This window comes from Ruegeria sp. AH7, from assembly GCF_056541325.1.
Genome location: NZ_JBQFYF010000003.1, coordinates 113,873 through 137,140, shown reverse-complemented (window position 1 = coordinate 137,140; position 23,268 = coordinate 113,873). Strand labels below are relative to the sequence as shown.

Sequence of the window (23,268 nt, the reverse complement as noted above, 5' to 3'; positions counted from 1 at the left end):
GACTTTCCTCTTGCGTAGCAAGCACATTGATGTAGATCAATAGTGTATCAATTTTTCCTGCGACCCAGTGAAGCGCGCGCAAGTGACCACGACCAACCGAAACCCCAATGCCTTGCCGATCTATGTTCAGATCGCAGAGCTACTGATCCGCGAAATCGCGGCAGGTCGCATGATTGATGGCGAGCGTCTGCCGCCGGAACGGGACATGGCGGCCGAGCTAAAGGTTTCGGTCGGGACGTTGCGAAAATCGCTCGCCGAGCTTGAGAAAAAAGGCATGCTGGAGCGGATACAGGGCTCGGGCAACTATGTGCGTGAGACGGGAACGCAAAATAGCGTTTACGCAATGTTCCGGCTAGAACTGCCCGAAGGTGGTGGCTTGCCGCGCGCGGATATCCTGTCTGTAGATCAGGTGGAAAAGCCCGCCGATCTGCCCGAATTCGGGGCATCAAGCCGAGGTTCGCGCGTGCGGCGGATGCGCTATCTGAATGACACAATCATCGCGGTCGAGGAGATCTGGCTGGACGAATCAGCCGGTCGGATCGATCGCAGCCTGCTGTCGGACTCGCTTTATCGCTATTATCAGCGACAGCTTGGGTTCTGGATCACGCGGGCGGAAGACAGGGTTTCGGTCGGGAAACTGCCCTACTGGACGCCTGAGACTTTCACCAAACTTGCCGGGGAAACGGTGGGGTATATCGAGCGGTTCAGCTGGTCGGAAAAGGCTGAACCCGTCGAGTTTTCAAAAACATGGTTCGATCCGGATCGGGCCACCTATGTCCAACGTTTGAAGTAAAAGGAAAACGCATGACCCGGACCATCCACTACGGGCTGATCGGATGCGGCATGATGGGGCAGGAGCACCTGCACAATATCGCTTTACTGGAGGGGACGTGCGTTGCGGCGATCTATGAGCCCGATCCGGGCATGGCGGCGACCGCCCAGACCATTGCGCCTGAGGCCGTGATGGTCGGGTCGGTGCAGGAATTTCTGTCGGTCGAGAATCTGGATTGCATCGTCATCGCCAGCCCCAACCATCTACATGTGGATCAAATCTGTGAGATTGCAGATACGCGCCCATTGCCGCTTCTTGTCGAGAAGCCCTTGTTCACGGACCCTGCGGATGCAGCGCGGCTCGAGCAGATACAGCGGGATTACCCCCATCCGATCTGGGTGGCGATGGAGTATCGTTATATGCCGCCCATTGCCGCCTTGATTGATCAGGCGGATGTGACGGGCGGCGTTCAGATGCTGTCGATCCGTGAACATCGGTTCCCGTTTCTGGGCAAGGTCGGCAACTGGAACCGGTTCAATCGCAATACCGGCGGCACTTTCGTCGAAAAATGCTGTCACTTCTTCGACCTGATGCGCCTGATCCTGCGCGCGGATCCGGTGCGGATCACCGCAAGTGGAGGGCAGGCCGTGAACCATCTGAACGAAGACTACGGCGGCGAAACGCCCGACATTCTGGACCACGGCTATGTGCTGGTCGATTTCGCCAACGGGGCGCGGGCGATGCTGGAACTATGCATGTTCGCCGAAGGATCGCGGTTTCAGGAAGAGGTCTCTGCCGTCGGTCCTAAGGCCAAGATCGAGGCGCTGGTGCCCGGCCCAGGTCGGTTCTGGCCCGATCATTTGGGCAAGCCGCCGGTGCCACAGCTGATTGTCAGCCCGCGTGATCCTAAAGGACCTGTGTCAAAAGACATCCCGGTTGACCCCAAGTTGCTGGCGGCCGGGGACCACAATGGCTCGACCTTCTATCAGCATCAGGGGTTTCTGGAACTTGTGCGCGGTCAACGTGCTGCGCCGGATGTCTCACTTCAGGACGGTCTATGGGCGGTTCGCATGGGGCTGGCGGCACAGCAGGCGCTGGCAACTGGAGAGACAGTTCGTTTTGACCCGTGATGCCGATAGGAAACCTGTGTTCCCGATAAACGCGATTTCCAATGTCGTTTTTGGCATTGGAAAGGTCTTTTCCGCTTGCTGAGAGGTTTTTGAGGCAATAGCTCTGCCCGTGGGACACCCCTCCCCAACGAGGGGCGTGTATCTGGAAGGGTAATACAGATGAGCATTGAACAACCGGCAACGCGGCCGGCCAATCCGCGTTTTTCCTCGGGCCCCTGTGCCAAACCTCCCACATTTGATCTGTCCAAACTGGCCGACGCTGCATTGGGTCGTTCGCACCGCGCTGCTGTTGGGAAGGACAAGCTGAAAGCGGCCATCGAAGGCACGCGTGAGATTCTGGGCATTCCGGCAAACTACAAGATCGGCATTGTTCCCGCCTCGGACACCGGCGCGGTTGAGATGGCGCTTTGGTCGCTGCTGGGTGAACGCAAGGTCGAGATGCTGGCCTGGGAAAGCTTTGGTGCCGGTTGGGTAACTGACGTGGTCAAGCAGTTGAAGATCGACGCTGAGGTCAAGACTGCAGAATATGGGCAGATCGTTGATCTGACTTCGGTCGATTTCGCCAATGACGTGGTGTTTACATGGAACGGCACAACCTCTGGCGTGCGCGTTCCCAATGGCGATTGGATCGCCGATGACCGTCAGGGCCTGACAATCAGTGATGCAACCTCGGCAGCGTTTGCGATGGACCTGCCGTGGGACAAGCTGGATGTGACCACCTTCAGCTGGCAAAAAGTGCTGGGCGGCGAAGCGGCCCACGGGATGCTGATCCTAAGCCCGCGCGCAGTCGAGCGGCTGGAAAGCTACACCCCGGCCTGGCCGCTGCCGAAGATTTTCCGCCTGACCAAGGGCGGCAAGTTGATCGACGGGATTTTCACCGGCGCGACCATCAACACGCCCTCGATGCTGGCGGTTGAGGATTACCTGTTCGCGCTGGACTGGGCGCGCTCGGTTGGCGGGTTGCAGGGGTTGATCGCCCGGGCCGATGCCAATGCTGGTGCGCTGCATGCGTTTTGCGACCAGAATGGCTGGATTGCCAACCTGGCCGAGGATGCGGCGACGCGTTCGAACACATCCGTGTGCTTGAAGTTCACCGATGCCCGCATTCGAGACGGTGCAGCATTCGCGAAAGCCGTGGCCAAACGGCTTGAGGCCGAGAACATCGCATTGGACATCGGAGCTTATCGCGATGCCCCTGCGGGCTTGCGTATCTGGTGCGGCGGTACGGTCGATACTTCGAACATCGAAGCGATGCTGCCTTGGCTGGCATGGGCTTTTGAGGCCGAGATTGCGGCGCAGTCTGAGGCTGCCTGACTTTTCACCGGGCCGTCCAAGGCCCGGACCTTCCATACAATTCAAGGACCAGAGAACATGGCCCCCAAAGTACTCGTATCTGACAAGCTCAGCGAAACCGCCGTGCAGATTTTCCGCGATCGCGGTATCGATGTGGATTTCATGCCCGATCTGGGCAAGGACAAAGACAAACTGGCCGAGGTGATCGGTCAGTATGACGGTCTTGCTATTCGTTCGGCCACCAAGGTCACACCGACCATTCTGGAGAAGGCCGACAAGCTGAAAGTGATCGGTCGTGCCGGGATTGGTACTGATAATATCGATAAGGATGCGGCCTCGAAAAAGGGCGTGATCGTCATGAACACGCCGTTCGGCAACATGATCACTACGGCAGAGCACGCGATTGCGATGATGTTTGCCGTAGCGCGGCAAATCCCCGAAGCCAGCACCTCGACCCACGCGGGCAAATGGGAAAAGTCCAAGTTCATGGGGATCGAGCTGACCAACAAGACCCTTGGCGTGATCGGGGCGGGCAATATCGGCGGTATCGTCTGCGAGCGTGCGCTTGGTCTGAAGATGAAGGTTGTCGCCTATGACCCCTATCTGGGCGAAGAGAAAGCCGCGCAGATGGGTGTGGAGAAGGTCGAGCTGGACGAGCTGCTGGCGCGTGCTGACTTCATCACTCTGCACGTGCCGCTGACCGACCAGACCCGCAATGTTCTGAGCCGCGAGAATCTGGCCAAGACCAAGAAGGGTGTGCGCATCGTCAACTGTGCCCGTGGCGGTTTGGTTGACGAAGAAGCCTTGGCTGAGGCGCTGCGATCCGGTCATGTTGCAGGGGCGGCCTTTGACGTGTTCAGCGAGGAACCGGCCAAGGAAAACGCCCTGTTCAACCTGCCCAACGTGGTCTGCACGCCTCACCTTGGTGCGGCAACGACCGAGGCGCAGGAAAACGTAGCCCTGCAAGTGGCCGAGCAGATCTCGAACTACCTGCTGACCGGTGCTGTGGAAAACGCGCTGAACATGCCCAGCGTTACGGCTGAAGAGGCCAAGGTCATGGGCCCATGGATCAAGCTGGCTGGTCACTTGGGTAGCTTCATCGGCCAGATGACCGATGAACCGATCAAGGCGATCAACATCCTCTATGACGGTGTGGCGGCTGAGATGAACCTGGCTGCGCTGAATTGCTCGGTCGTTGCCGGGATCATGAAGAAGTTCAACCCCGAGGTGAATATGGTCTCGGCCCCCGTTGTGGCCCGCGAGCGGGGTATCCAGATTTCGACCACCAATCAGGACAAATCCGGTGCGTTTGAGGGTTACATCAAAGTGACCGTGGTGACCGAAAAACGCGAGCGTTCCATCGGCGGCACTGTATTCAGCGACGGCAAGCCGCGGTTCATCCAGATTAAGGGCATCAATATCGATGCCGAAATCGGGGCGCATATGCTCTACACCACCAACGAGGACGTGCCGGGCATCATTGGTGCGCTGGGCCAGACCATGGGCGCGAACGACGTGAACATCGCGAACTTTACCCTAGGCCGGTCCGAGGCGGGTGGGGAGGCCATCGCGCTGCTTTATGTCGACGAACCGGTTCCGGCTGAGGCGCGCGCCAAGCTGGCCGAGACGGGTCTGTTCACTCAGATCAAACCGCTGGAATTTGACGTCGCCTAGCGTGTGTTGAGTTTCTGAGACATCCTTTGCCCGCGCCGCCCAAGGCGCGGGTGTTTTCTTTAACAGGCTCTCAATTATAGAGAGCTCGCAGGGTATTCGTTTATACAAGGGTTTTCTATGACTTCCCCGATCTACGCCATTGGTGACATTCACGGGCAGTTGGGCATGTTGCAGTTAGCACTTTCCCGCATTGAGGCAGATGGCGGGCCTGATGCAAGGGTTGTGTTCCTCGGTGACTATGTCGATCGCGGCCCTGACAGCAAAGCTGTGCTCGACCTATTGATCGACGGACAACGCGCGGGTCGGAACTGGATCATGGTCAAGGGAAACCACGACCGCATGTTTGCCCGTTTCGTGCAGGATTGCGAGATCGCAGACAAACATCTGCCGATCACGCTCAGTTGGTTGCACCCGCGTTTAGGCGGACGAGAAACGTTGGCCTCCTACGGTGTTGAAGTCGTCGATAATGACCGCATCTTTCAGGTCAATGAACGTGCTCGCGTGGCGGTCCCGCCCGCGCATATTGATTTCATCAATACCTTGCCGCTGTACCATCAGGAAGGTGAACTGCTGTTCGTCCACGCAGGCATCCGCCCAGGCATTTCACTCGAACAACAATCCGAGGATGATTTGGTCTGGATACGGCGAGAATTTCTGATGGAAACCGAACCTCACCCTTGGCTGGTCGTACATGGTCATACACCGGTTGATGCAGCCGAGCATTGCGGCAACCGGATCAATCTGGATGCAGGTGCGGGTTATGGTCGGTCTCTAGCCGTTGCGGTGTTCGAAGGTCGTCAGTGTTGGCTACTGACTCAAAACGGACGCGTACCTCTGAAACCTATCTTTGGCTGAACCTGTCCTTGAAGTGTTCCCGCAAGGCGTTTTTCTGCACCTTGCCCATCGTATTGCGCGGCAGGGTGTCCATCAGGATCAGCTCGCGCGGGTGTTTGAACCGGGCGAGGTCGTTCTGAACCGAGGCCATGATTGCGGTCAGGTCCGGCGACTGGCCGGGCAAAGGCACGATGATGCCCAAAACCGTCTCGCCGAAATCCGGGTGCGGTACGCCGATCACAGCACTTTCCAGCACGCCGGGCTGGTCGTCCAGCAGCAGTTCAAGCTCTTTTGGATAGATGTTGAACCCGCCCGAGATGATCAGGTCTTTGCCGCGCCCGACGATATGGACATAGCCATCCTCATCCACCCGCCCCAGATCGCCGGTGATGAAGAACCCGTCTTCGCGCAGTTCGGCTGCGGTTTTTTCAGGCATCTGCCAGTAGCCGCTGAACACGTTCGGGCCGCGCACTTCGATCATGCCGATCTCACCCTGCGGCAGGGTCTCGCCGCTGTCCGGATCGGTCACTTTCAACTCGACCTCCGGTAGGGGAAACCCGACCGTCCCCGCGCGGCGTTCGCCGTCATAAGGGTTCGAGGTGTTCATATTGGTCTCGGTCATGCCATAGCGTTCCAGAATGCGATGACCTGTGAGGGCCTCGAACTGCTCATGGGTTTCCGCCAGAAGAGGGGCTGAGCCCGAGATGAACAGCCGCATAAGGCTGGTCAGATCGCCATTGAATCGATCATCTCCCAGCAAGCGGGTGTAGAACGTCGGCACGCCCATCATCGACGTTGCCTGCGGCATCAGGCGCAGCATCTCATCCAAATCAAATTTCGGCAGAAAAATCATTGACCCACCTGAGGAGAGGATCACATTTGTTGCCACAAACAACCCGTGGGTGTGGAAGATCGGCAGCGCGTGCAACAGCACATCGTCGCGGGTGAACTGCCACTCCCGCACCAGCGTTTCTGCATTCGACAGCAGGTTTCTCTGGGTCAGCATGGCCCCCTTGGACCGTCCTGTGGTGCCCGAGGTGTAAAGGAACGCGGCCAGATCATCCTCAGCCCGGCTCACTGTATCGAAATGGGTTGGCATAGTCTGTGCGTTGCGCATCAGACTGCCGCTGCCATCACCGTTCAGTGTTTCCATCCTTGCATTCTGGGCTTGGGCGATAGGGGTCAGTTCAGCCTCATCGGCTGTATCGCAGACCACTAGAGACGCGCCACTGTTTTCGATGAAATAGGTTAGCTCTGCCGTTTTATATGCGGTGTTCAGCGGCAGGAAGATCAGCCCGGCCTGCGCGCAGGCGGCATAGAGCGCCAGCATCTGCGGTGACTTTTCAACCTGAACCGCAACCCTGTCACCCGGTTTCAGCCCAAGCGCCGTCAGCGCATTGGCGATTTGTGCGGCCATGTTCAGGAATGCGGCATGTGTGATGGTGTGGCCATCGGGCAGGTGCAGAAATGACGTCTCTTTCCCCGCATGGATGCCGAACAAACGATCATAAAGCGGGTTGGTCATTGTTTAGTCCCTTCGATGCGCTGCGCCCTGAACCTGACCCGGAAATCCAAGGCGGACAAGACCCGATTCCCAGATATTTCCAGGGCGAAGGCCCATCCAACTCTGGCGAAAATGCTGCACCTGCGATATGCGCAAGGCAGTTTGCCGGAGACCTGAGATGTTTGTTGCCACTTTGCTGACCAACCCCGCTGCGCCTGCGCTGGATACTGCGCTGGTCGACTCTTTGCGAAACGCGTGGGGCGGCGAAGATATTATCTGGCTCAGCCCCGATGAAGCGGCTGAATTTGGTCTTCCAGCCCGCCCCGACAATCAATGGGAAGTCTGGGCTGACTTGCAGGCCATGGGCGTGGATCTTGTCGTCCAACACGCAGAAGGGCGGCGCAAGAAGATGCTGCTGGCTGACATGGACAGCACCATGATCCAGCAGGAATGCATTGATGAACTGGCCGACGAAGCCGGTGTCGGCGAACGGGTCAAAGACATCACCGCGCGGGCCATGAATGGTGAACTGGATTTCGAAGGCGCCCTGATTGAACGGGTTGGCCTGCTGAAAGGTCTGGACGAGGCGGTGATTGATCAGGTCTTGAACACAAGGATCACCTTGATGCCCGGTGGGCATGCCCTGGTTGCAACCATGCGTGAAAATGGCGGCTATGCTGCGCTCGTTTCGGGCGGGTTCACGGCCTTTACCACGCGTGTGGCCGAGTTGATCGGGTTTGACGAAAACCGGGCCAACACGCTTCTGGCCGCGGATGGCAAACTGACAGGAGAGGTTCAGCGCCCGATCCTGGGGCGCGAGGCCAAGGTTGAATCGCTGGAGCGGATCACTGCGCATTTGGGCATCGCGGAATCGGATGTTCTTGCCGTGGGTGATGGGGCGAATGATCTGGGCATGTTGCATCGCGCCGGAACAGGTGTGGCGCTCCACGCCAAACCCTCGGTCGCAGCAGAGTGCGAGGTGCGGATCAATCATGGGGATCTGACGGCGCTGCTGTACCTGCAGGGCTATTCGCGCGCAGAGTTTGCCGATTCGTAGAACTGAGCTTTCTTTTATTTAACAGATATGTTAAATAATGGTCATGAACACGCTTCTGACCGCCTTTTCCGCTTTGTCCGACGCCACGCGGTTCTCGATTGTCGAGCAGTTGATGGCCGATGGGGAATTGCCTGCCGGTGATCTGATCGACGGCAAAGGCATGTCGGGGGCCGCAATCTCACGCCATTTGAAAGTTCTGCGCGAGGCCGGGCTGATCCAACAACGGGTGCAGGGCACGCAGCGTCTGTATTCGGTGAGACCCGAAGGCCTGCGAGCGATTGCGGATTGGACAATCTCGAAACGGCAGTTCTGGGAGAACAGCCTGGATCGTTTGGGCGACATTTTGGAAAGGGAAACCTCATGGCCGACCTGAAACTCGAACGGGAGTTTCCCGTTGACCCCGAAACTCTGTTCGCGTGGGTCTCGGACGGGGCGAAGCTGTTGCAGTGGTGGGGCCCCGAGGGAATGCATGTGCCCGAGCACAATCTGGATTTCTCGCGTACCGGGCCCTGGTATTCGGTGATGCAGAATGCCGAGGGGCAGCAATACAAGGTCTCGGGCCATGTTACCCATGTCGATCCCCCAAACTCGGTCGGGTTCACCTGGGGCTGGCATGACGATCAGGATCAGCGCGGGGCCGAAAGCCATGTGACCTTCTCCGTCACCGCCTCTGGTACCGGATCACGGCTGGTTCTGGATCACCGCGAACTGGCTGATGCCGAGGCCGCCGCAAACCATACCAAAGGCTGGACATCGTCGCTGCGCAAACTTGAGGCGCAGTGCAAATAGGGTTTCATCAGGGAGGAGCGATATGCCCCAATATTTGTTTGTCTACCACGGCGGTGCTGCGCCGCAATCTCAGGCCGAAATCGACGCCACCATGGCTGCATGGGGCGCCTGGTTTCAGGACATGGGACCGGCGGTCAAGATACCAGGCAACCCGGTCGGGCAGTCCTATACTGTCAGCGCGTCAGGCGTTGCCGAGGATGGTGGTGCAAATCCCGCGTCGGGATTTAGCGTCGTTATGGCCGACACGGTCGAGGCGGCGAATGAAATGGCCAAGGGCTGCCCCATGGTCGTCAGTGGCACCGGCTCGGTCGAGGTGGCTGAGATCCACGAATTCGAGGCCTAGGCCTAACCGGGAAAACCCGGTGCAGGCCGGATCACGCCGCATTCCAGCCCTCGGCGGCTGTATTGCGTGGCATTCATGAACATGCGGGTGGCCGGGTGATCGGCCTCCAGCACGCCAAGACTGACAAGAATGGCTGCAATCGCGCATTCACTGGCGCGGGTTGTGCCATCGGCTATCTTCAGGGCCACGCCCATCCTTTTCTCGGGGATGATGGCCACAAACACGGCCTCGGCCCCGGTTTTGATCGCGGCGCGGCCATTCATGGCGCGCATCAGCTCGGTGCAGGCACGCGTCTCACCCGCTACCAGGTCCGGATGCTGGATCATGGCCGCCGTCAGCTTCTGCGCGGCATCGCTGGACCGATCCGAGTGATCAGCAGCGGATGCAAACCAAGCCATGGAACGGGCAAGACCCACCAGCGATGTGGCAAAATTCGGCGCCGAGCAGCCGTCAATCCCATAGCCGGGGCTGGTTTCCCCTGTGGTTTCTTCGAATGCAGCCAGGCTGGCCTGCTGAACGGGATGATCGATTTCAAGATATTCCGGCCCGGCCCCCATATGCTGTGCCAAGGTCAGAAACCCGCAGTGTTTGCCCGAACAATTGTTGTGTATCTGACAGGGTGTATCGTCGGCCAATATCAGCCGGTCGCGTGCGGCCTTGTCCGCCGGTTCCTGCGGGCCGCAGCGCAAATCGGGCTCTGACAGTCCCAGATGATCCAGCCAGGCGGTCACGCGATCCGTGTGAATGGCAGCCCCGTTGTGTGACGCGCAGGCCAACGCCAGATGCTCGGAACTCAGCCCGTATTTTGCCGCCGCACCCGACGTGATCAAGGGAAGTGCTTGAATCATCTTGGCGGATGAGCGCGGATAGATCACCGCGTTCGGGTCCCCCCAGCTTTGCACAATCTGGCCGGTATCGTCGCAGATGACAGCGTGGCCCAGATGCAAGCTTTCCAGCAAAGGACCGCGCCACAGTTCTGTCATCGGGATAGGCTGCGTCATCGGGACCTCCGGTTTTTTGCGCAAAATTCTGCCAATCGCCCTTTCGCCTGTGGCGAAACCTGCGTTAGTGTGTGTATGTCGGCAATCATCGGAATGCGCAACTTTCGTAAAGACGAACCGGCAGGGTTCGCGGGGCATTCCGGTGGGTATGAGGTAAAAGGTCGAGCTAGGAGGCTGGACAAATGGGATCAATGCTCGTCCGCGTGATCGCGGGCCTGTGTGTGGCGGGGATGGCCACAACTGCAATCGCTCAACAAGCGACAAGCACAAATCGCGTAGCGGCAAAAACCGATTGGAGCGTTTTTGTCGAAGATGATCCTACCGAATGTTGGAGCGTTTCCGCCCCGAAGGAAACCGTGAATACGCGCGGCGGCCGCGTTGTTTCGGTTCGGCGCAGCGATATCCTGTTGTTCGTGTTCTATCGCCCCAATGCCGAGGTCAAAGGTCAGGTCACCTTTACCGGTGGCTATCCGTTCGCATCGGGCTCGACCGTGAACCTGAATGTGGATGGCAGTGAGTTTGAGCTGTTCACTGAAGGCGAATGGGCTTGGCCGGCAACAGCCGCCGATGACGCCAAGATCGTCACCGCCATGAAACGCGGGACCGAGGCGGTGCTGACCGCACGGTCCGAGCGTGGAACGCAGACCAAAGACACGTTTTCGCTGCTGGGCTTCACGGCGGCCATTGAAGACGCCGAAACTCGCTGTACCAACTAAGGTTACGCTCGTGCGGGTAAGGCCCCGTCATCTGGCGGGGCTTTGTCGTTATGGCGATCCGTCGGTGTCTTTACGCGATGTCAGCTTTGAATTTGATCCGTATCAATGTCGCGGCCTTCAGAATCTGAACTAATCGGTTCAAGAGAAACGAAGGAGTGAAAGATATGATGAACAAGTCTCTGGTCGCGTTGATGATGGTGTGTGGGGTTCTGTTGACGGCCTGTGAAAACAACGAAGAAACCTATCCAGTTACCGGTGAAGAATGTGGTCCAGATGATCCGGTGAAAAAGCTGGATGCAGCAGACTGCCTTGTTCCACCCTCAGGTGTCTGACACTGCACCGATATTCTCCAGCTAAACGACTGACCGCAGCAACGCCTTTGCTGCGGTCGAATTCAATCGAAGGCTTTCAAAAAAACATGTTAACCTGACCTCGTCCGTTATGAACAGATCGGAGAGGTGGTTATGCGTTTTGTTTTTGTTGCCCTGCTTTTTCCTACTGTCGCGATTGCTGACCCGACACTGGAGTGTTCCAGCGCGAGTTCACAGGTTGAAATCGGATCCTGTGTTGCGGAGATGGAAGACAGGGTCAACGTTGCGCTTGAGATAAGTTATGAACTGGCTGCAGAGGCCGCCCGTGAATTAGACGAGGTCACAGGGCGTGTTGAAGCAAAGCCTGCTCTGGAAACTGCCCAAACTGCATGGGCAAGGTATAGGGACGCGCATTGCGATGCCGTAGGCGCTTCATTCGGTGGTGGATCAGGTACGGGTATCGCAATTACATCGTGCCGGGTGATATTGGGTCGTGCACGTGTTGATGAACTTTTGCGCTTGGCAAATTGATTGGTACGATTCCTTTTGATCTTTGCACGCATTCCTATATAGAGGCGCATCCCAAGCCAGATTCTGCATAGATACGCCCCAAAAGGTACCAGCATGTCGCCCAAAGCGCCGATCACGCAAGACGTTATGACCATTCCCCGCAAACTGCCTGAGGGGAAAGTGAATCTGGTGGGTCTGTCGCGTGATCGCCTGCGTGAGGTGCTGATTGAACATGGCACGCCTGAAAAACAGGCCAAAATGCGCACCGGGCAGATCTGGCAGTGGATTTACCAATGGGGTGTGCGGGACTTTGCCGAGATGACAAATCTGGCCAAAGCCTATCGCGCACAGTTGGCTGAGAATTTCGTTATCGAGATCCCCGAAGTTGTTACCCGTCAGATCTCGGAAGATGGAACTCGCAAGTATCTGTGCCGCATTGCAGGCGGCCACGAGGTTGAGGTTGTTTACATCCCCGAAGAAGATCGCGGCACTTTGTGTATCTCGTCTCAGGTGGGTTGCACGCTGACCTGTTCTTTCTGTCATACCGGGACACAGAAACTGGTGCGCAACCTGACAGCGGCGGAAATTGTTGGTCAGGTGATGATGGCTCGCGATGATCTTGAGGAATGGCCAACCCCCGGTGCCCCTAAGGACGAAACGCGGCTGCTGTCGAACATTGTTCTGATGGGCATGGGCGAGCCGCTTTATAACTTCGAAAACGTCCGTGATGCGATGAAGATCGCCATGGACCCAGAAGGCATTTCGCTGTCGCGCCGCCGGATCACCCTGTCCACGTCTGGCGTGGTGCCTGAAATCGCACGGACTGCCGAAGAAATCGGCTGCCTGCTGGCGATCTCATTCCATGCCACCACGGATGAGACCCGCGACGTACTGGTCCCCATCAACAAGCGCTGGAATATCGAGGAGTTGCTGCAAGCGCTCGCGAGCTATCCCAACGCTTCGAATTCCGAGCGGATCACCTTCGAATATGTGATGCTGGATGGCGTCAATGACAGCGATGAGGATGCGCATCGCCTGATCGAGCACATCAAGCGCCACAATATCCCGGCTAAGATCAACCTGATCCCGTTCAACGAATGGCCCGGCGCGCCGTACAAACGCAGCTCGAACAACCGTATCCGGGCCTTTGCGAACATCATCTATCAGGCAGGCTATGCCTCACCGATCCGTAAAACACGCGGAGAGGACATTATGGCCGCCTGTGGCCAGCTGAAATCGGCCACCGAACGCGCCCGCAAGTCGCGCAAGCAGATTGAGGCCGAGGCTGGGCTGAACGGCTGAGCGACACTGCCAGCGCCTGTTTTCTGAACTCAAAATTTGTTATATTTGGCCTGTTCGGTTCAGGTCGGGCTCACCTTTGTGCACAAGAGTGTGAGAGGAATGGGTCCGTGCGAGCCATATGCTAAGTCTTTGACGACGACCTGCGCGTGGATTGCACGCAGACAAACTGTTTTCAGATGGGCCAATACCATGAGCACGATTTTCCAAAATAGTTTCAAAACAATACTCGTCGCTTCATTCTCGCTTCTTTTCCATATCGGAGCCGTCAAGGCAGATGACCGCGAGGCACACATCACAATCGAGAACCCCGCCGAGCTCAGCAAAGACGAGGCCGAAGAGATTTATCAATCGCTTAGCCGACGTCTGGCACGCGGGTATGCCGGGGCTCAACTTGACCTGATCCGGAACTATCAAAACTGGGCGCTTTTCAATGACGCGCCTTATGTTTCCGCGACCCACGGGCAGCGATATGTGAACAGCTACGCCAATCGCATGGCCCATAACTATGGAACCATGCAGGACGGAGACCTGCTGCCCGCAGGGTCGGTTCTGGCCAAGGACAGTATGACGGTCACCGATGAGGGTAAGATCTTTCCGGGTGCGATGTTCGTGATGGAGAAGCTACCGCAGGGCACCAACCCTGCAACGGCTGATTGGCGTTACATCATGGTGCTGCCTGACGGTTCGCTTTATGGAGACACCACAGGATCACGCCCCAATCAGGTTGTTTATTGCCACGAATGTCACGAACAGGTGGCTGAGCGTGACTACACATTCTTCGTGCCCGAAGAGTATCAGGTCAAAGCCGAATAGCGCTCAACTCATCTACGCTGGAACCGGGCGGTACCGACCACTTCGATCAACTGTTGGCGAACGGGTTCGGGTTGTGCTTCGACAGCATTCAGAACCTCGCGCAGTTCGGCTCGCAACCCGTGCATCTGATCGATCAGAGAGATCATCATCGACAGGGCATCCGCCTCCATATCGTATTGCTCATGCAGCTCGCAGGCCAGTTCCAGCCGGGCGACGTCGATGCTGTGATAGACGACCCCTTGATCCGATTGCTCGGGGATCACGATCTCGGCGGCCAGATATTCGGTCAGACGATCCGAGGTCAGGCGGGTGATGGTGGCGATCAGTTCCTCTTCGGTCAGGGTCATGACGGCATTCCTTTCCGAGGATCATAGCGATGAGCGTCGCGCCATGTTTCCATGAATTGCTTGAGGTCGTTGTCGATCTGGTCGGGCAGGGCGATGGTGAGTTCGATCAGTTGATCCCCGCGTTCAGATGAGCCGCGTTTTTTGACCCCCTTGCCCCGCAGGCGCAAGGTTTTGCCGCTGCTGGTTCCCGCCGGAACGGTGACGTTGACGCCGCCGTCGATCGAGGGCGCGCGGACTTTGCCGCCCAGAATGGCCTCATCAATGCTGATGGGCAGGGTGATGTGGATGTTGTTGCCCTGGCGGTCGAACACCGGATGGTCCGAGACAGAGATCGTGACCAGCGCGTCGCCCGCCGGCCCCTCGCCATAGCCCGGAGCGCCCTTGCCTCGCAGCCGGATGGTCTGGCCCGTGGTGATGCCCGCCGGTATCTTGACCTCGATCCGGTTGCCGTCGGGCAGGGTCAGTTTCTGGCTGGCGCCAAACACAGCATCCAGAAAGCTGATCTGCAGCGAGTAGTTCAGGTTGTGACCCGGCGCGTGGAATTCCTGCGCGCGCTGACTGCCAAACCCACTGCGGCCACGCATGAATTCAGCGAAGATGTCTGACATATCATCCGGGTCCGCCTGCCGCCCGCGATAAGGGTTTCCGGCGGCCTCGGCATAAGCACGATAGTATTGCTGTTGCGGGCGTTCCTGACCGGAGGCGTCGATCTCGCCATTGTCATAACGGGCACGGGTTTCAGGGTCTTTCAGCAGATCGTAAGCAGCGGCGGCGGCTTTGAACTTTGCCTCAGCCTCGGCATCACCGGGTTTCAGATCCGGATGGCATTCTTTTGCGATGCGCCGATAAGCTTTCTTGATATCGGCAGCACTGGCGTCTTTGGCTACGCCAAGGACGGAATAGGGATCGTCGCTCATCTCACCTCTCGCGGATGTGGGTCGGTCTGATCTTTATGAATGTGTTTTATCATGCGATTTCAACCGGCCGAAAGGAAGAGGCAATTGAATTGCTTCGTAAAATCCGGCGGGTCTGGTAGTATCTACATGATCTCAGATGTTCTTTGACGGAGGCCCCGCATGTCACGCAGATTCAAATCCGCTTTGGCCTTGCTGGCCGGGAACGCAATCGGGTTGATATTGGCCGTACTGCTGCTGACCGGTTTTGCGATCAAACCTTTGTCCTTTGTGGTCGTGGTGATTGTCTTCACCGTTGTTCAAGTGATCGCAGAGCCTTTGATCCTGAAGATCGGAGAAAAGAAAGCGCCTGCACTCAAAGGTGGGATCGCCCTGATCGTGACTTTTGTGGGTCTGCTGGTGACCGAATGGATCACAGCCGGACTTGTTATCGGAGGGGTGGCAAATCTGTTGGCAGCAACGCTGCTGGTTTGGTTGGGCGCTTTGATCGGCAGTATTGTTCTGCCGATCTATGTGTTCCCTGAACTGCGTGCGCCGAAGAAGTAGCTACAGTGCGTTCAGGCTGGCCTCGATGGCTTGCCATAGTTCCTCAACAGGTTCACATCCAACAGACAGGCGGATGAAACCGGGGTCAACATCATCGCCCCAGCGGGCGCGACGCTCGGCCGAGCTGTGGACGCCGCCAAAGGATGTCGCAGGGCGCAACAAAGGGCATCCGTTAATAAACGCCTCTGCTATGTCCTCATTGTCCAGCGTCAGGGACAACAGAAATCCGAACCGTTTCGTCTGAGCCTGCGCAAGCACATGCGCCGGATCGCCAGGCAGCCCCGGATAGCGCACTTGCATGACAGCGGAATGGGTAGCCAGCTGTTCGGCCAGCACCTGCGCTGTACTGCACATTCGGTCGTAGCGCACGTCCAGTGTTTCCAGCCCGCGATGTAGCAACCACGCCTCATGCGGGCCGGGGATCGCGCCTGAGACGCGTCGCCATTCCTCGACCCGTTCCATGATCTGCTCGTTGCGGCTGGCGACATGACCCATCAGCAAATCTGAATGTCCGCCCATTGCCTTGGTGTCGGAGGACACCACGACATCAATCCCCAGATCCAGCGGGCGCTGGCCCAGCGGTGTCAGGGTTGTGTTATCTGAAATTGTTACCCCTCCGGCGGTGCGCACTTGTTCAGCAACGTCGGCCAGATCGATCATATCCAGACCGGGGTTCGACGGGCTTTCGACGAACACCACGTCAAACCCCTCGAAACCACCCTCGGCAAAGGACGTTGTTGCGCGTTCCTCAACCTCGACCCCGAGACGCGAGAGGAATCGATCCGACAGCAAGCGCGTGACATAGTACCCGTCCGACGGGATCAGCAGGCGTGATCCGGCCTGAACCGTGGCAAACAACGCTGCTGAGATCGCCGCCATACCCGATGGAAAGCTGAGGCTCGGCGCGTCTTCAAGATGTGACAGCATATGTTCCAGCTGCACCCATGTCGGATTGTCGACGCGGCCATAAGTGGCCAGACCATCCGTTGCGCCCGGCAGGTGGTACATGCTGCTTTGGGTCAGCGGCAGGGCGACCGGTTCACCTTCGTTCAAGGAATTGCCACGCAGGTGCAGCATCTTTCCGATCTTGGGGGCCATGGTTCAGCGCCCCGGAATGGCGTCGCGGGGCGGGGCGGGTTCCCAATTCTCGATGATATCGACCGCTTCTTGCGCAGTATCGACAAAACGGAACAGGTCAAGGTCTTCGTCCGAGATCGTGCCCGCATCGGCCAGTGCCGCCCAGTTGATGACTTTCTCCCAGAACTCACGACCAAACAGCAGGAAGGGCACACGCTCCATCCGGCCTGTCTGGATCAGGGTCAGGGATTCGAACAGTTCATCCATTGTGCCGAAACCACCGGGGAAGATGGTGATGGCGCGGGCGCGCATCAGGAAATGCATCTTGCGGATGGCGAAGTAATGGAAGTTGAAACTAAGATCGGGTGTCACGTACAGGTTTGGTGCCTGTTCGTGCGGCAGCACGATGTTCAACCCGATGGAGCAGCCATTTGCATCTTGCGCGCCGCGGTTCCCGGCCTCCATGACGCCGGGGCCACCGCCGGTGACGATCACGTTTTCACGTCCACCGGTCTCGTTGGATTTTTCGGTCATAAGTCGCGCGAATTCGCGGGCTTCATCGTAGTATTGAGATAGACCTGCCAGCGTTTCGGTCCGTGCAGTGTGCTTTTGCGACGGCTCTGGAATACGCGCGCCGCCGAACATGACGATAGTCGAGGTGATCTCACGCTCGCTCATGATCATCTCGGGCTTGAGCAGCTCCAACTGCAGACGCACCGGGCGCAGCTCATCCCGGCACAGGAATTCTTCGTCGGCAAACGCAAGGCGATAGGCAGGCGAGCGGGTCTGCGGCGTATCCGGCACCTCGCGCGCGGTCGAGCGATCTGTTTGTGCGTCGCGGAACGGGCTGTGACGGTCTTCTCTCATGGGTGATCGATCCCTGCTTGCGTGTTTTTCAAACAGCTATAGGGTTCGCGGACAGAGCGCCAGTCACGGAAAGACAAGAATGAATTGGAAGAGCGAAATATTGGCCGCCCAGCATCGCATTTCGGGCTATACGCAGGTCACACCCGTGATGACCAGCAAGATACCGGGCTATCCCATCGAACTGAAGCTGGAGCAGATGCAGCATACCGGCAGTTTCAAGGCGCGAGGGGCGTTCAATACTCTGATCAGTTCCGACGTGCCTGAGGCCGGTGTGGTCGCGGCATCCGGTGGCAACCATGGCGCAGCCGCCGCCTATGCGGCGCAGGCGCTGGGCTACCCGGCCAAGATTTTTGTGCCCGAGCTTGCGGGGCCGTCCAAAATCGCATTGATCAAGCAAACCGGTGCGGACCTGAGCGTTGTCTCGGGTGAGTATGCCAACGCGCTGACGGCCGCGCAGGCGCATGAACAAGCTACCGGCGCGATGCAGATTCATGCCTATGACGCGCCCGCAACGGTGGCTGGGCAGGGGACGTGCTTTGCCGAGTGGGACGCTCAGGGGCTGGAAGCCGATACTGTTCTAGTTGCGGTTGGTGGCGGTGGTCTGATTGCGGGCGCTCTGGCGTGGTTTGACGGCGCGCGCAAGGTTGTGGCGGTCGAACCCGAGACCTCTTGCGCCTTGAATGCGGCGCTGAAGGCGGGTGAGCCTGTGGATGTGTCCGTGTCCGGCATTGCAGCGAATGCGTTGGGTGCCCGGCGGATTGGCCAGATTTGCTTTGATCTGGCGCAGGGTATGAGCTCGGTTCTGGTGAGTGATGAAGCCATTGCAGAAGCGCAGCAGATGCTTTGGCAGGCGCATCGAATTCTGGTGGAACCCGCAGGGGCCGCAGCGCTGGCGGCGCTGACCTCGGGGGCCTATCAGCCCGAACCGGGTGAGCGTGTCGCGGTCCTGATCTGCGGTGGGAATATCGCCCCCGATCCACTTGCCGGGTGAATGATCGTTGCCCAGACGTAAACGGAACCGCGTTCGTCGCATTGCGCCATGAGTGTCACTTGCGTATAGGCCAAACCAACACTAACAGATTCTGTAGGGAGACGCCCAATGTCCAACGCGCAATTGGAAGCCGCCATCGAGGCCGCCTGGGAGGCGCGCGATACGATCACACCCGCAACCACGGGTGAGCAGCGCGAAGCCATCGAGGATACCCTGAACGCGCTGGACAGCGGGTCATTGCGGGTTGCCGAGAAGCAGGAGAGCGGTGACTGGCATGTGAATCAATGGGCCAAGAAAGCGGTCCTGCTGGGCTTTCGCATCAAGGACATGGAAATGCAGACCGGCGGCCCGCAAGGTGGCGGCTGGTGGGACAAGGTCGACAGCAAGTTCGCAGGTTGGGGTGACAACCAGTGGAAAGCCGCTGGCTTCCGCGCGGTTCCGAACTGCGTTGTCCGCAAATCTGCCTTCATCGCACCGGGTGTCGTTCTGATGCCGTCCTTCGTGAACCTGGGTGCCTATGTGGACGAAGGTACCATGGTTGACACATGGGCCACCGTCGGCTCCTGCGCGCAGATCGGCAAGAATGTACACCTGTCCGGCGGCGTTGGTATTGGCGGTGTGCTGGAGCCGATGCAGGCGGGTCCGACCATCATCGAGGACAACTGCTTTATCGGCGCGCGTTCCGAAGTTGTCGAGGGCTGCATCGTCCGCGAAGGCTCGGTTCTGGGGATGGGCGTGTTTATCGGCAAGTCGACCAAGATTGTTGACCGCGAAACCGGCGAGGTCACCTATGGCGAGGTTCCGCCTTATTCGGTGGTTGTCGCCGGATCGATGCCGTCCAAGAACAACGTGAACCTCTATTGCGCGGTGATCGTGAAACGTGTGGACGAGAAAACCCGTTCGAAAACCGGGATCAATGATCTGCTGCGTGACTGAACCAAACGTAGCTTGAACGACAAAAGGCCGTGGATAGGCTCCGCGGCCTTTTTTGTAAGAACATCATGCTGCTATACCGGGCGCTGCTGCACAAGAAGAGGAAGACCCATGATCCCCATTGATATAGCCATCTTGTTCATGGGGGCCGCAATTGCGCTGGCTGCTGTTCCGGGGCCAGACAACATCTTTGTGATGACGCAATCGGCGCTTTACGGTCGGATGTCAGGGTTGGTTGTGACGCTGGGACTGGCCACTGGGCTTATCGTGCACACCACCGCAGCGGCTTTGGGCGTGGCCGTCATCTTCCAAACTTCACAAACCGCCTTTGCGGCGTTGAAATACGCCGGTGCGGCTTATCTGGTCTATCTGGCGTGGAAGGCGTTTACTGCAGCAGGGACTGCGCTTGTCGGCGGTGATGCGCCGGAGATCCCGACGCGCAAGCTCTATCTGCGTGGGTTGATCATGAACATCGCCAATCCGAAGGTGACGATTTTCATGCTGGCCTTCCTACCGCAATTTGTTGATCCGCTGAACGGATCGCTGATCGGGCAGTTCTATCAACTGGGCGCACTGATGTTCCTGGCGACGGTTGTGGTGTTTGGGGCCGTGGCCCTGGCTGCCGGTACGTTGGGTAGCTGGCTGAGGGGTTCGCCTTCTGTTCAGCTGTGGATGAACCGCGTTTCGGGCGTGATCTTTGTTGCGCTGGCCCTCAAACTGGCCACGGCCGAGCGCTAGGGGCCGGACCCTAAGCTTGACCAATTCAGGCCGCAGGGCTAAGGCCCGTGCCATGGAAAAGCAGAAAAAACCCTCGCGCCAGCAAGTCTATACCCTACTTGTTCAGATCGGACGGAAGGATGGAGATGGTTTGCCCGACGGGGCAACGGGTGCGGCGTTGATCTGTTATGCCAGTGGCGTGGATGAGGCCGAGGCCGTGCGCGAGACCGTGGCGATCTTAAAGCAGGCGGATACCGCGCCTTTGGATGTCACCGGTTACGGCACGTTGGCTGAGCGTGAGGCGCAAGGCCATGACATCGATGCGGATGAACGCACTCTGATGCAGCGGGCGTTGGACGAGAACGCGGTAATCGTGGCGCAGATGACTCCGTTTTTTAAAGACGAAACCTCAGCCTCTTAGTTCTGCGATCCGAACCATTTGCGGTGTAACTCGTCATAGGTCCCGTCCTCACGCAGGGACAGCAGCGCCTGATTGACCTCTTCCACCAGTGGCGAGCCGGTCGGGAAGGCAATGCCATAGTTTTCTCGCAGGAAGATGCTACCCGTCATCGTCGCGATCCTGCGCCCCTCATGCGCCGCGAAGTAGGACAGGATAGGCGCGTCGAACACGACAGCGTCCAGATCTTCGGCTTTAAATGCCTCAAGCATCTGATCGAGCCCCGGATAGCCCGCATATTCGATTTCGCGCCGGTCCAGGAAGCTGGCCGCAGTTGAACCTGTAATGGTGCCGACATTCTTGCCATAGAGATCATTCACCGAGTTTACATTGCCGGTGATCGCATCCACCGTCATGACACTGGTGATGCGGGCGGTGAAGACCGATACAATGAACAGCGAGGATACCACGAGCACCACGCCCAGAATGCGGCCAAATGGCGTGCGGGGCATCCGTTCTTCAAAACCGCCATTTACGACCAGATTCAGCGCCCACCAGAAGGATGGGAACCATGCCTCGTTGAGCTTGCGGTCGAAATAGGGCTGCGCACGTCGTTCGAACCCCCACATCAGCATGCCGCCGCCCAAAAGGATGGCGAAGGCCAAGCCAATGGCTAGAAACAATTCGGTGGACAGCAGCGCCTGCAACAGCGACGGTCTGCGCACCGCATCCGATGGCACCATGATCTGCAAGCCCGCCTCAAAAATCGGCTGGCTAAAATCCATCTGTGTTTCGCGCGATGCCGTGATCGAGATATTGGCGATGGCTAAATCGGCCGATCCGTCCTCGACCGCGCCCAGCATCTCGGCAAATGAGTCCACGCGCTGGACAGAGTATTCCCATCCCAAGGCCTCAGAAAGAGCCCCCAGCAAGTCCATCGAGAATCCGGTTTCGGCACCGTCCTCGACATAGGAAAACGGCGGGCGTGTCACTGTCGTGACATTTAGCGTTTGTGCCAGGCTTTGCTGTGCGAGAACGGCGAAAGTCAGGCTGATCAATGCGTAGAATGCGCGCTTCATGGTCAAGTCACCCGTTTCGCGGCCCTGTAACGCGAATGTATATGCGTGGGCAAGGTGGCCGCTGGGTAAATCGATATGTTTTGTTGCACTCTCAGGCTGATACTTTGCCTGTTCAGGGAGATAAATTTTGTGGATTGGCCTTGGCAATCCGGTCAATTCGTTGAATCTGTGCACGAACCTGAGCGCAAGACCAACAGAGAGGCCCACATATGACCGATGCAGTTCAACTGACGGCAGACCTGATCCGTTGCCCATCGGTCACACCTGATGAGGGCGGAGCGCTTGTTCTGCTGCAGGACATCCTAACGGAGGCAGGGTTCGAATGTACTCGGGTGGATCGCGGTGGCATCAGTAACCTGTTCGCCCGTTGGGGGCCCAAGGGGCACGCGCGGACATTTGGGTTCAACGGCCATACGGATGTGGTGCCTGTGGGGGATAAGGCGGCCTGGACCAAACCACCCTTCGGGGCCGAGGTTCATGATGGGGTGATGTATGGGCGCGGCGCGACAGATATGAAGTCGGGTGTTGCCGCCTTTGCGGCTGCGGCGATTGATTTCGTTCGCGACACCCCACCCGAAGGGGCGATTATCCTGACCATTACGGGCGACGAAGAAGCTGACGCGTTGGATGGTACAACTGCCCTGCTTGATCATATGGATCAGCTTGGCGAAAAGATGAGCGTGTGCCTGGTTGGTGAACCCACATGCCCGAACCGGATGGGCGAGATGATGAAAATCGGCCGGCGCGGGTCGATGACTGCATGGTTCACCGTGACGGGGGTTCAAGGGCATTCAGCCTATCCGCATCGGGCCAAAAATCCATTGCCAGCCATGGCAAGGCTGATGGACCGTCTGGCCAGTCATGAGTTGGATCGGGGTACCGATCATTTCGATGCGTCCACGCTGGCCGTGGTCACCATCGACGCAGGGAACTCCGCAACAAATGTCATCCCGGCGCAATGCAGCGGCACGGTCAATATCCGCTTCAACGAAACGCATTCCGGCGCGGGCCTGAGCGAATGGCTCAAGGCCGAGGCGGCGCAGGTGGCCGAAGAGTTTGATGTTGGGGTCGAAACGAAAATCAAAATCTCGGGCGAGAGCTTTTTGACCCCGCCGGGCCCTCTGTCCGATCTGGTGGCGCGGGCGGTCGAGACCGAGACGGGCGTGCAGCCAGACCTGTCCACAACTGGCGGTACCTCGGACGCGCGGTTCGTCAAGAACCACTGCCCGGTGGTCGAGTTCGGCCTTGTCGGTCGCACCATGCATCAGGTCGATGAATGCGTCGAGGTGGCCCAGATCGAGCAACTGAAGACGATTTATACGCGTATTCTGACGGACTATTTCGCCTGACC

General features: G+C 58.1%; 27 protein-coding genes. 20 read left to right on the top strand and 7 right to left on the bottom strand.

Going from position 1 to position 23,268, the window contains the following annotated elements:
* The first annotated feature begins 82 nt into the window (after nucleotides 1-82).
* The 5 genes from ACR0JX_RS08905 (at nucleotide 83) to ACR0JX_RS08885 (ending at nucleotide 5,724) form a co-directional block, all read left to right on the top strand.
* Nucleotides 83-793 carry a GntR family transcriptional regulator gene (locus ACR0JX_RS08905; RefSeq protein WP_480543256.1) on the top strand — a complete coding sequence of 237 codons (711 nt, stop codon included), beginning with the start codon at nucleotides 83-85 and terminating at the stop codon, nucleotides 791-793.
* Between the two features lie 11 nt (nucleotides 794-804).
* The gene (locus ACR0JX_RS08900; RefSeq protein WP_480543254.1) at nucleotides 805-1,902 is read left to right on the top strand and encodes a Gfo/Idh/MocA family protein; all 1,098 of its coding nucleotides are present in this window, start codon (nucleotides 805-807) and stop codon (nucleotides 1,900-1,902) included.
* Nucleotides 1,903-2,061: 159 nt separating this feature from the next.
* Complete coding sequence (locus ACR0JX_RS08895; protein WP_480543252.1) at nucleotides 2,062-3,216, top strand: phosphoserine transaminase; 1,155 nt, start codon at nucleotides 2,062-2,064, stop codon at nucleotides 3,214-3,216.
* A gap of 57 nt (nucleotides 3,217-3,273) precedes the next feature.
* Entirely contained in the window at nucleotides 3,274-4,869 is a 1,596-nt protein-coding gene (gene serA, locus ACR0JX_RS08890; RefSeq protein ID WP_480543250.1) for a phosphoglycerate dehydrogenase, read from the top strand.
* Nucleotides 4,870-4,986: 117 nt separating this feature from the next.
* On the top strand, nucleotides 4,987-5,724 hold the full coding sequence (locus tag ACR0JX_RS08885) for a metallophosphoesterase family protein (protein WP_480543248.1): 738 nt from the start codon (nucleotides 4,987-4,989) through the stop codon (nucleotides 5,722-5,724).
* Here ACR0JX_RS08885 and ACR0JX_RS08880 read toward each other — a convergent pair.
* Nucleotides 5,711-7,228, bottom strand: a complete 1,518-nt coding sequence (locus tag ACR0JX_RS08880) for a malonate--CoA ligase (RefSeq protein WP_480543246.1) — start codon at nucleotides 7,226-7,228, stop codon at nucleotides 5,711-5,713. The two genes, ACR0JX_RS08885 and ACR0JX_RS08880, sit on opposite strands and share 14 nt — an antisense overlap.
* 157 nt (nucleotides 7,229-7,385) lie before the next feature.
* Between ACR0JX_RS08880 and serB the strand changes: the two genes are divergently transcribed.
* The 4 genes from serB to ACR0JX_RS08860 are packed head-to-tail and all read left to right on the top strand — an operon-like array spanning nucleotide 7,386 to nucleotide 9,396.
* Nucleotides 7,386-8,264, top strand: coding sequence for a phosphoserine phosphatase SerB (serB, locus tag ACR0JX_RS08875; RefSeq protein ID WP_480543244.1), 879 nt, complete (start codon nucleotides 7,386-7,388; stop codon nucleotides 8,262-8,264).
* Between the two features lie 43 nt (nucleotides 8,265-8,307).
* On the top strand, nucleotides 8,308-8,637 hold the full coding sequence (locus ACR0JX_RS08870) for an ArsR/SmtB family transcription factor (RefSeq protein ID WP_480543242.1): 330 nt from the start codon (nucleotides 8,308-8,310) through the stop codon (nucleotides 8,635-8,637).
* Nucleotides 8,625-9,053, top strand: a complete 429-nt coding sequence (locus ACR0JX_RS08865) for an SRPBCC family protein (protein WP_480543240.1) — start codon at nucleotides 8,625-8,627, stop codon at nucleotides 9,051-9,053. Before ACR0JX_RS08870 ends, ACR0JX_RS08865 begins: the two co-directional genes overlap by 13 nt.
* Before the next feature lie 22 nt (nucleotides 9,054-9,075).
* Nucleotides 9,076-9,396, top strand: a complete 321-nt coding sequence (locus ACR0JX_RS08860) for a YciI family protein (RefSeq protein ID WP_480543238.1) — start codon at nucleotides 9,076-9,078, stop codon at nucleotides 9,394-9,396.
* A 2-nt stretch (nucleotides 9,397-9,398) separates the two neighbouring features.
* Here the strand turns inward: ACR0JX_RS08860 and ACR0JX_RS08855 are convergent, their stop codons facing one another.
* On the bottom strand, nucleotides 9,399-10,397 hold the full coding sequence (locus ACR0JX_RS08855) for an asparaginase (RefSeq protein WP_480543236.1): 999 nt from the start codon (nucleotides 10,395-10,397) through the stop codon (nucleotides 9,399-9,401).
* A gap of 182 nt (nucleotides 10,398-10,579) precedes the next feature.
* On the opposite strand from ACR0JX_RS08855, the gene ACR0JX_RS08850 reads away from it, so the two are divergent.
* The 5 genes from ACR0JX_RS08850 to ACR0JX_RS08830 all read left to right on the top strand — a co-directional run bounded on the left by ACR0JX_RS08850 (nucleotide 10,580) and on the right by ACR0JX_RS08830 (nucleotide 14,049).
* Complete coding sequence (locus tag ACR0JX_RS08850) at nucleotides 10,580-11,113, top strand: invasion associated locus B family protein (RefSeq protein ID WP_480500665.1); 534 nt, start codon at nucleotides 10,580-10,582, stop codon at nucleotides 11,111-11,113.
* Nucleotides 11,114-11,277: 164 nt separating this feature from the next.
* Nucleotides 11,278-11,445 carry a hypothetical protein gene (locus tag ACR0JX_RS08845; RefSeq protein WP_170533589.1) on the top strand — a complete coding sequence of 56 codons (168 nt, stop codon included), beginning with the start codon at nucleotides 11,278-11,280 and terminating at the stop codon, nucleotides 11,443-11,445.
* A gap of 132 nt (nucleotides 11,446-11,577) precedes the next feature.
* On the top strand, nucleotides 11,578-11,955 hold the full coding sequence (locus ACR0JX_RS08840) for a lysozyme inhibitor LprI family protein (RefSeq protein WP_480543234.1): 378 nt from the start codon (nucleotides 11,578-11,580) through the stop codon (nucleotides 11,953-11,955).
* Nucleotides 11,956-12,048: 93 nt separating this feature from the next.
* Entirely contained in the window at nucleotides 12,049-13,236 is a 1,188-nt protein-coding gene (rlmN, locus tag ACR0JX_RS08835; protein WP_480543232.1) for a dual-specificity RNA methyltransferase RlmN, read from the top strand.
* Between the two features lie 189 nt (nucleotides 13,237-13,425).
* Nucleotides 13,426-14,049, top strand: coding sequence for a cytochrome P460 family protein (locus ACR0JX_RS08830; RefSeq protein WP_480543230.1), 624 nt, complete (start codon nucleotides 13,426-13,428; stop codon nucleotides 14,047-14,049).
* 8 nt (nucleotides 14,050-14,057) lie between these two features.
* On the opposite strand, the gene ACR0JX_RS08825 is transcribed toward ACR0JX_RS08830, so the two are convergent.
* Both ACR0JX_RS08825 and ACR0JX_RS08820 read right to left on the bottom strand, forming a co-directional pair.
* Nucleotides 14,058-14,396, bottom strand: a complete 339-nt coding sequence (locus tag ACR0JX_RS08825) for a hypothetical protein (RefSeq protein WP_480543228.1) — start codon at nucleotides 14,394-14,396, stop codon at nucleotides 14,058-14,060.
* Nucleotides 14,393-15,313: a DnaJ C-terminal domain-containing protein gene (locus ACR0JX_RS08820; protein WP_480543226.1), complete on the bottom strand. Its 921-nt coding sequence runs from the start codon at nucleotides 15,311-15,313 to the stop codon at nucleotides 14,393-14,395. The genes ACR0JX_RS08825 and ACR0JX_RS08820 overlap by 4 nt, the downstream gene beginning before the upstream one ends.
* A 159-nt stretch (nucleotides 15,314-15,472) precedes the next feature.
* Between ACR0JX_RS08820 and ACR0JX_RS08815 the strand changes: the two genes are divergently transcribed.
* Entirely contained in the window at nucleotides 15,473-15,856 is a 384-nt protein-coding gene (locus ACR0JX_RS08815) for a hypothetical protein (RefSeq protein ID WP_480543224.1), read from the top strand.
* On the opposite strand, the gene ACR0JX_RS08810 is transcribed toward ACR0JX_RS08815, so the two are convergent.
* Both ACR0JX_RS08810 and ACR0JX_RS08805 read right to left on the bottom strand, forming a co-directional pair.
* Nucleotides 15,857-16,954, bottom strand: a complete 1,098-nt coding sequence (locus ACR0JX_RS08810) for a cystathionine gamma-lyase (RefSeq protein ID WP_480543222.1) — start codon at nucleotides 16,952-16,954, stop codon at nucleotides 15,857-15,859.
* 3 nt (nucleotides 16,955-16,957) lie between these two features.
* Nucleotides 16,958-17,800 (bottom strand): LOG family protein, encoded by an 843-nt coding sequence (locus ACR0JX_RS08805; protein WP_170533568.1) that lies wholly within the window; start codon nucleotides 17,798-17,800, stop codon nucleotides 16,958-16,960.
* A 79-nt stretch (nucleotides 17,801-17,879) separates the two neighbouring features.
* On the opposite strand from ACR0JX_RS08805, the gene ACR0JX_RS08800 reads away from it, so the two are divergent.
* The 4 genes from ACR0JX_RS08800 (at nucleotide 17,880) to ACR0JX_RS08785 (ending at nucleotide 20,862) form a co-directional block, all read left to right on the top strand.
* On the top strand, nucleotides 17,880-18,791 hold the full coding sequence (locus ACR0JX_RS08800; protein ID WP_480543220.1) for a threonine/serine dehydratase: 912 nt from the start codon (nucleotides 17,880-17,882) through the stop codon (nucleotides 18,789-18,791).
* Between the two features lie 108 nt (nucleotides 18,792-18,899).
* Complete coding sequence (gene dapD, locus ACR0JX_RS08795) at nucleotides 18,900-19,727, top strand: 2,3,4,5-tetrahydropyridine-2,6-dicarboxylate N-succinyltransferase (protein WP_480543218.1); 828 nt, start codon at nucleotides 18,900-18,902, stop codon at nucleotides 19,725-19,727.
* A gap of 108 nt (nucleotides 19,728-19,835) precedes the next feature.
* Nucleotides 19,836-20,462 carry a LysE family translocator gene (locus ACR0JX_RS08790; RefSeq protein ID WP_480543216.1) on the top strand — a complete coding sequence of 209 codons (627 nt, stop codon included), beginning with the start codon at nucleotides 19,836-19,838 and terminating at the stop codon, nucleotides 20,460-20,462.
* A 52-nt stretch (nucleotides 20,463-20,514) separates the two neighbouring features.
* Nucleotides 20,515-20,862: a hypothetical protein gene (locus ACR0JX_RS08785; RefSeq protein ID WP_480543214.1), complete on the top strand. Its 348-nt coding sequence runs from the start codon at nucleotides 20,515-20,517 to the stop codon at nucleotides 20,860-20,862.
* On the opposite strand, the gene ACR0JX_RS08780 is transcribed toward ACR0JX_RS08785, so the two are convergent.
* A complete protein-coding gene (locus tag ACR0JX_RS08780) occupies nucleotides 20,859-21,917 on the bottom strand; it encodes a transporter substrate-binding domain-containing protein (RefSeq protein WP_170533554.1) in 1,059 nt (352 codons plus the stop codon). The genes ACR0JX_RS08785 and ACR0JX_RS08780 overlap by 4 nt on opposite strands.
* Nucleotides 21,918-22,126: 209 nt before the next feature.
* Here ACR0JX_RS08780 and dapE point away from each other — a divergent pair, with 209 nt between their 5' ends.
* Entirely contained in the window at nucleotides 22,127-23,266 is a 1,140-nt protein-coding gene (gene dapE / locus ACR0JX_RS08775) for a succinyl-diaminopimelate desuccinylase (protein ID WP_480543212.1), read from the top strand.
* The last annotated feature ends 2 nt before the right edge of the window (nucleotides 23,267-23,268 follow it).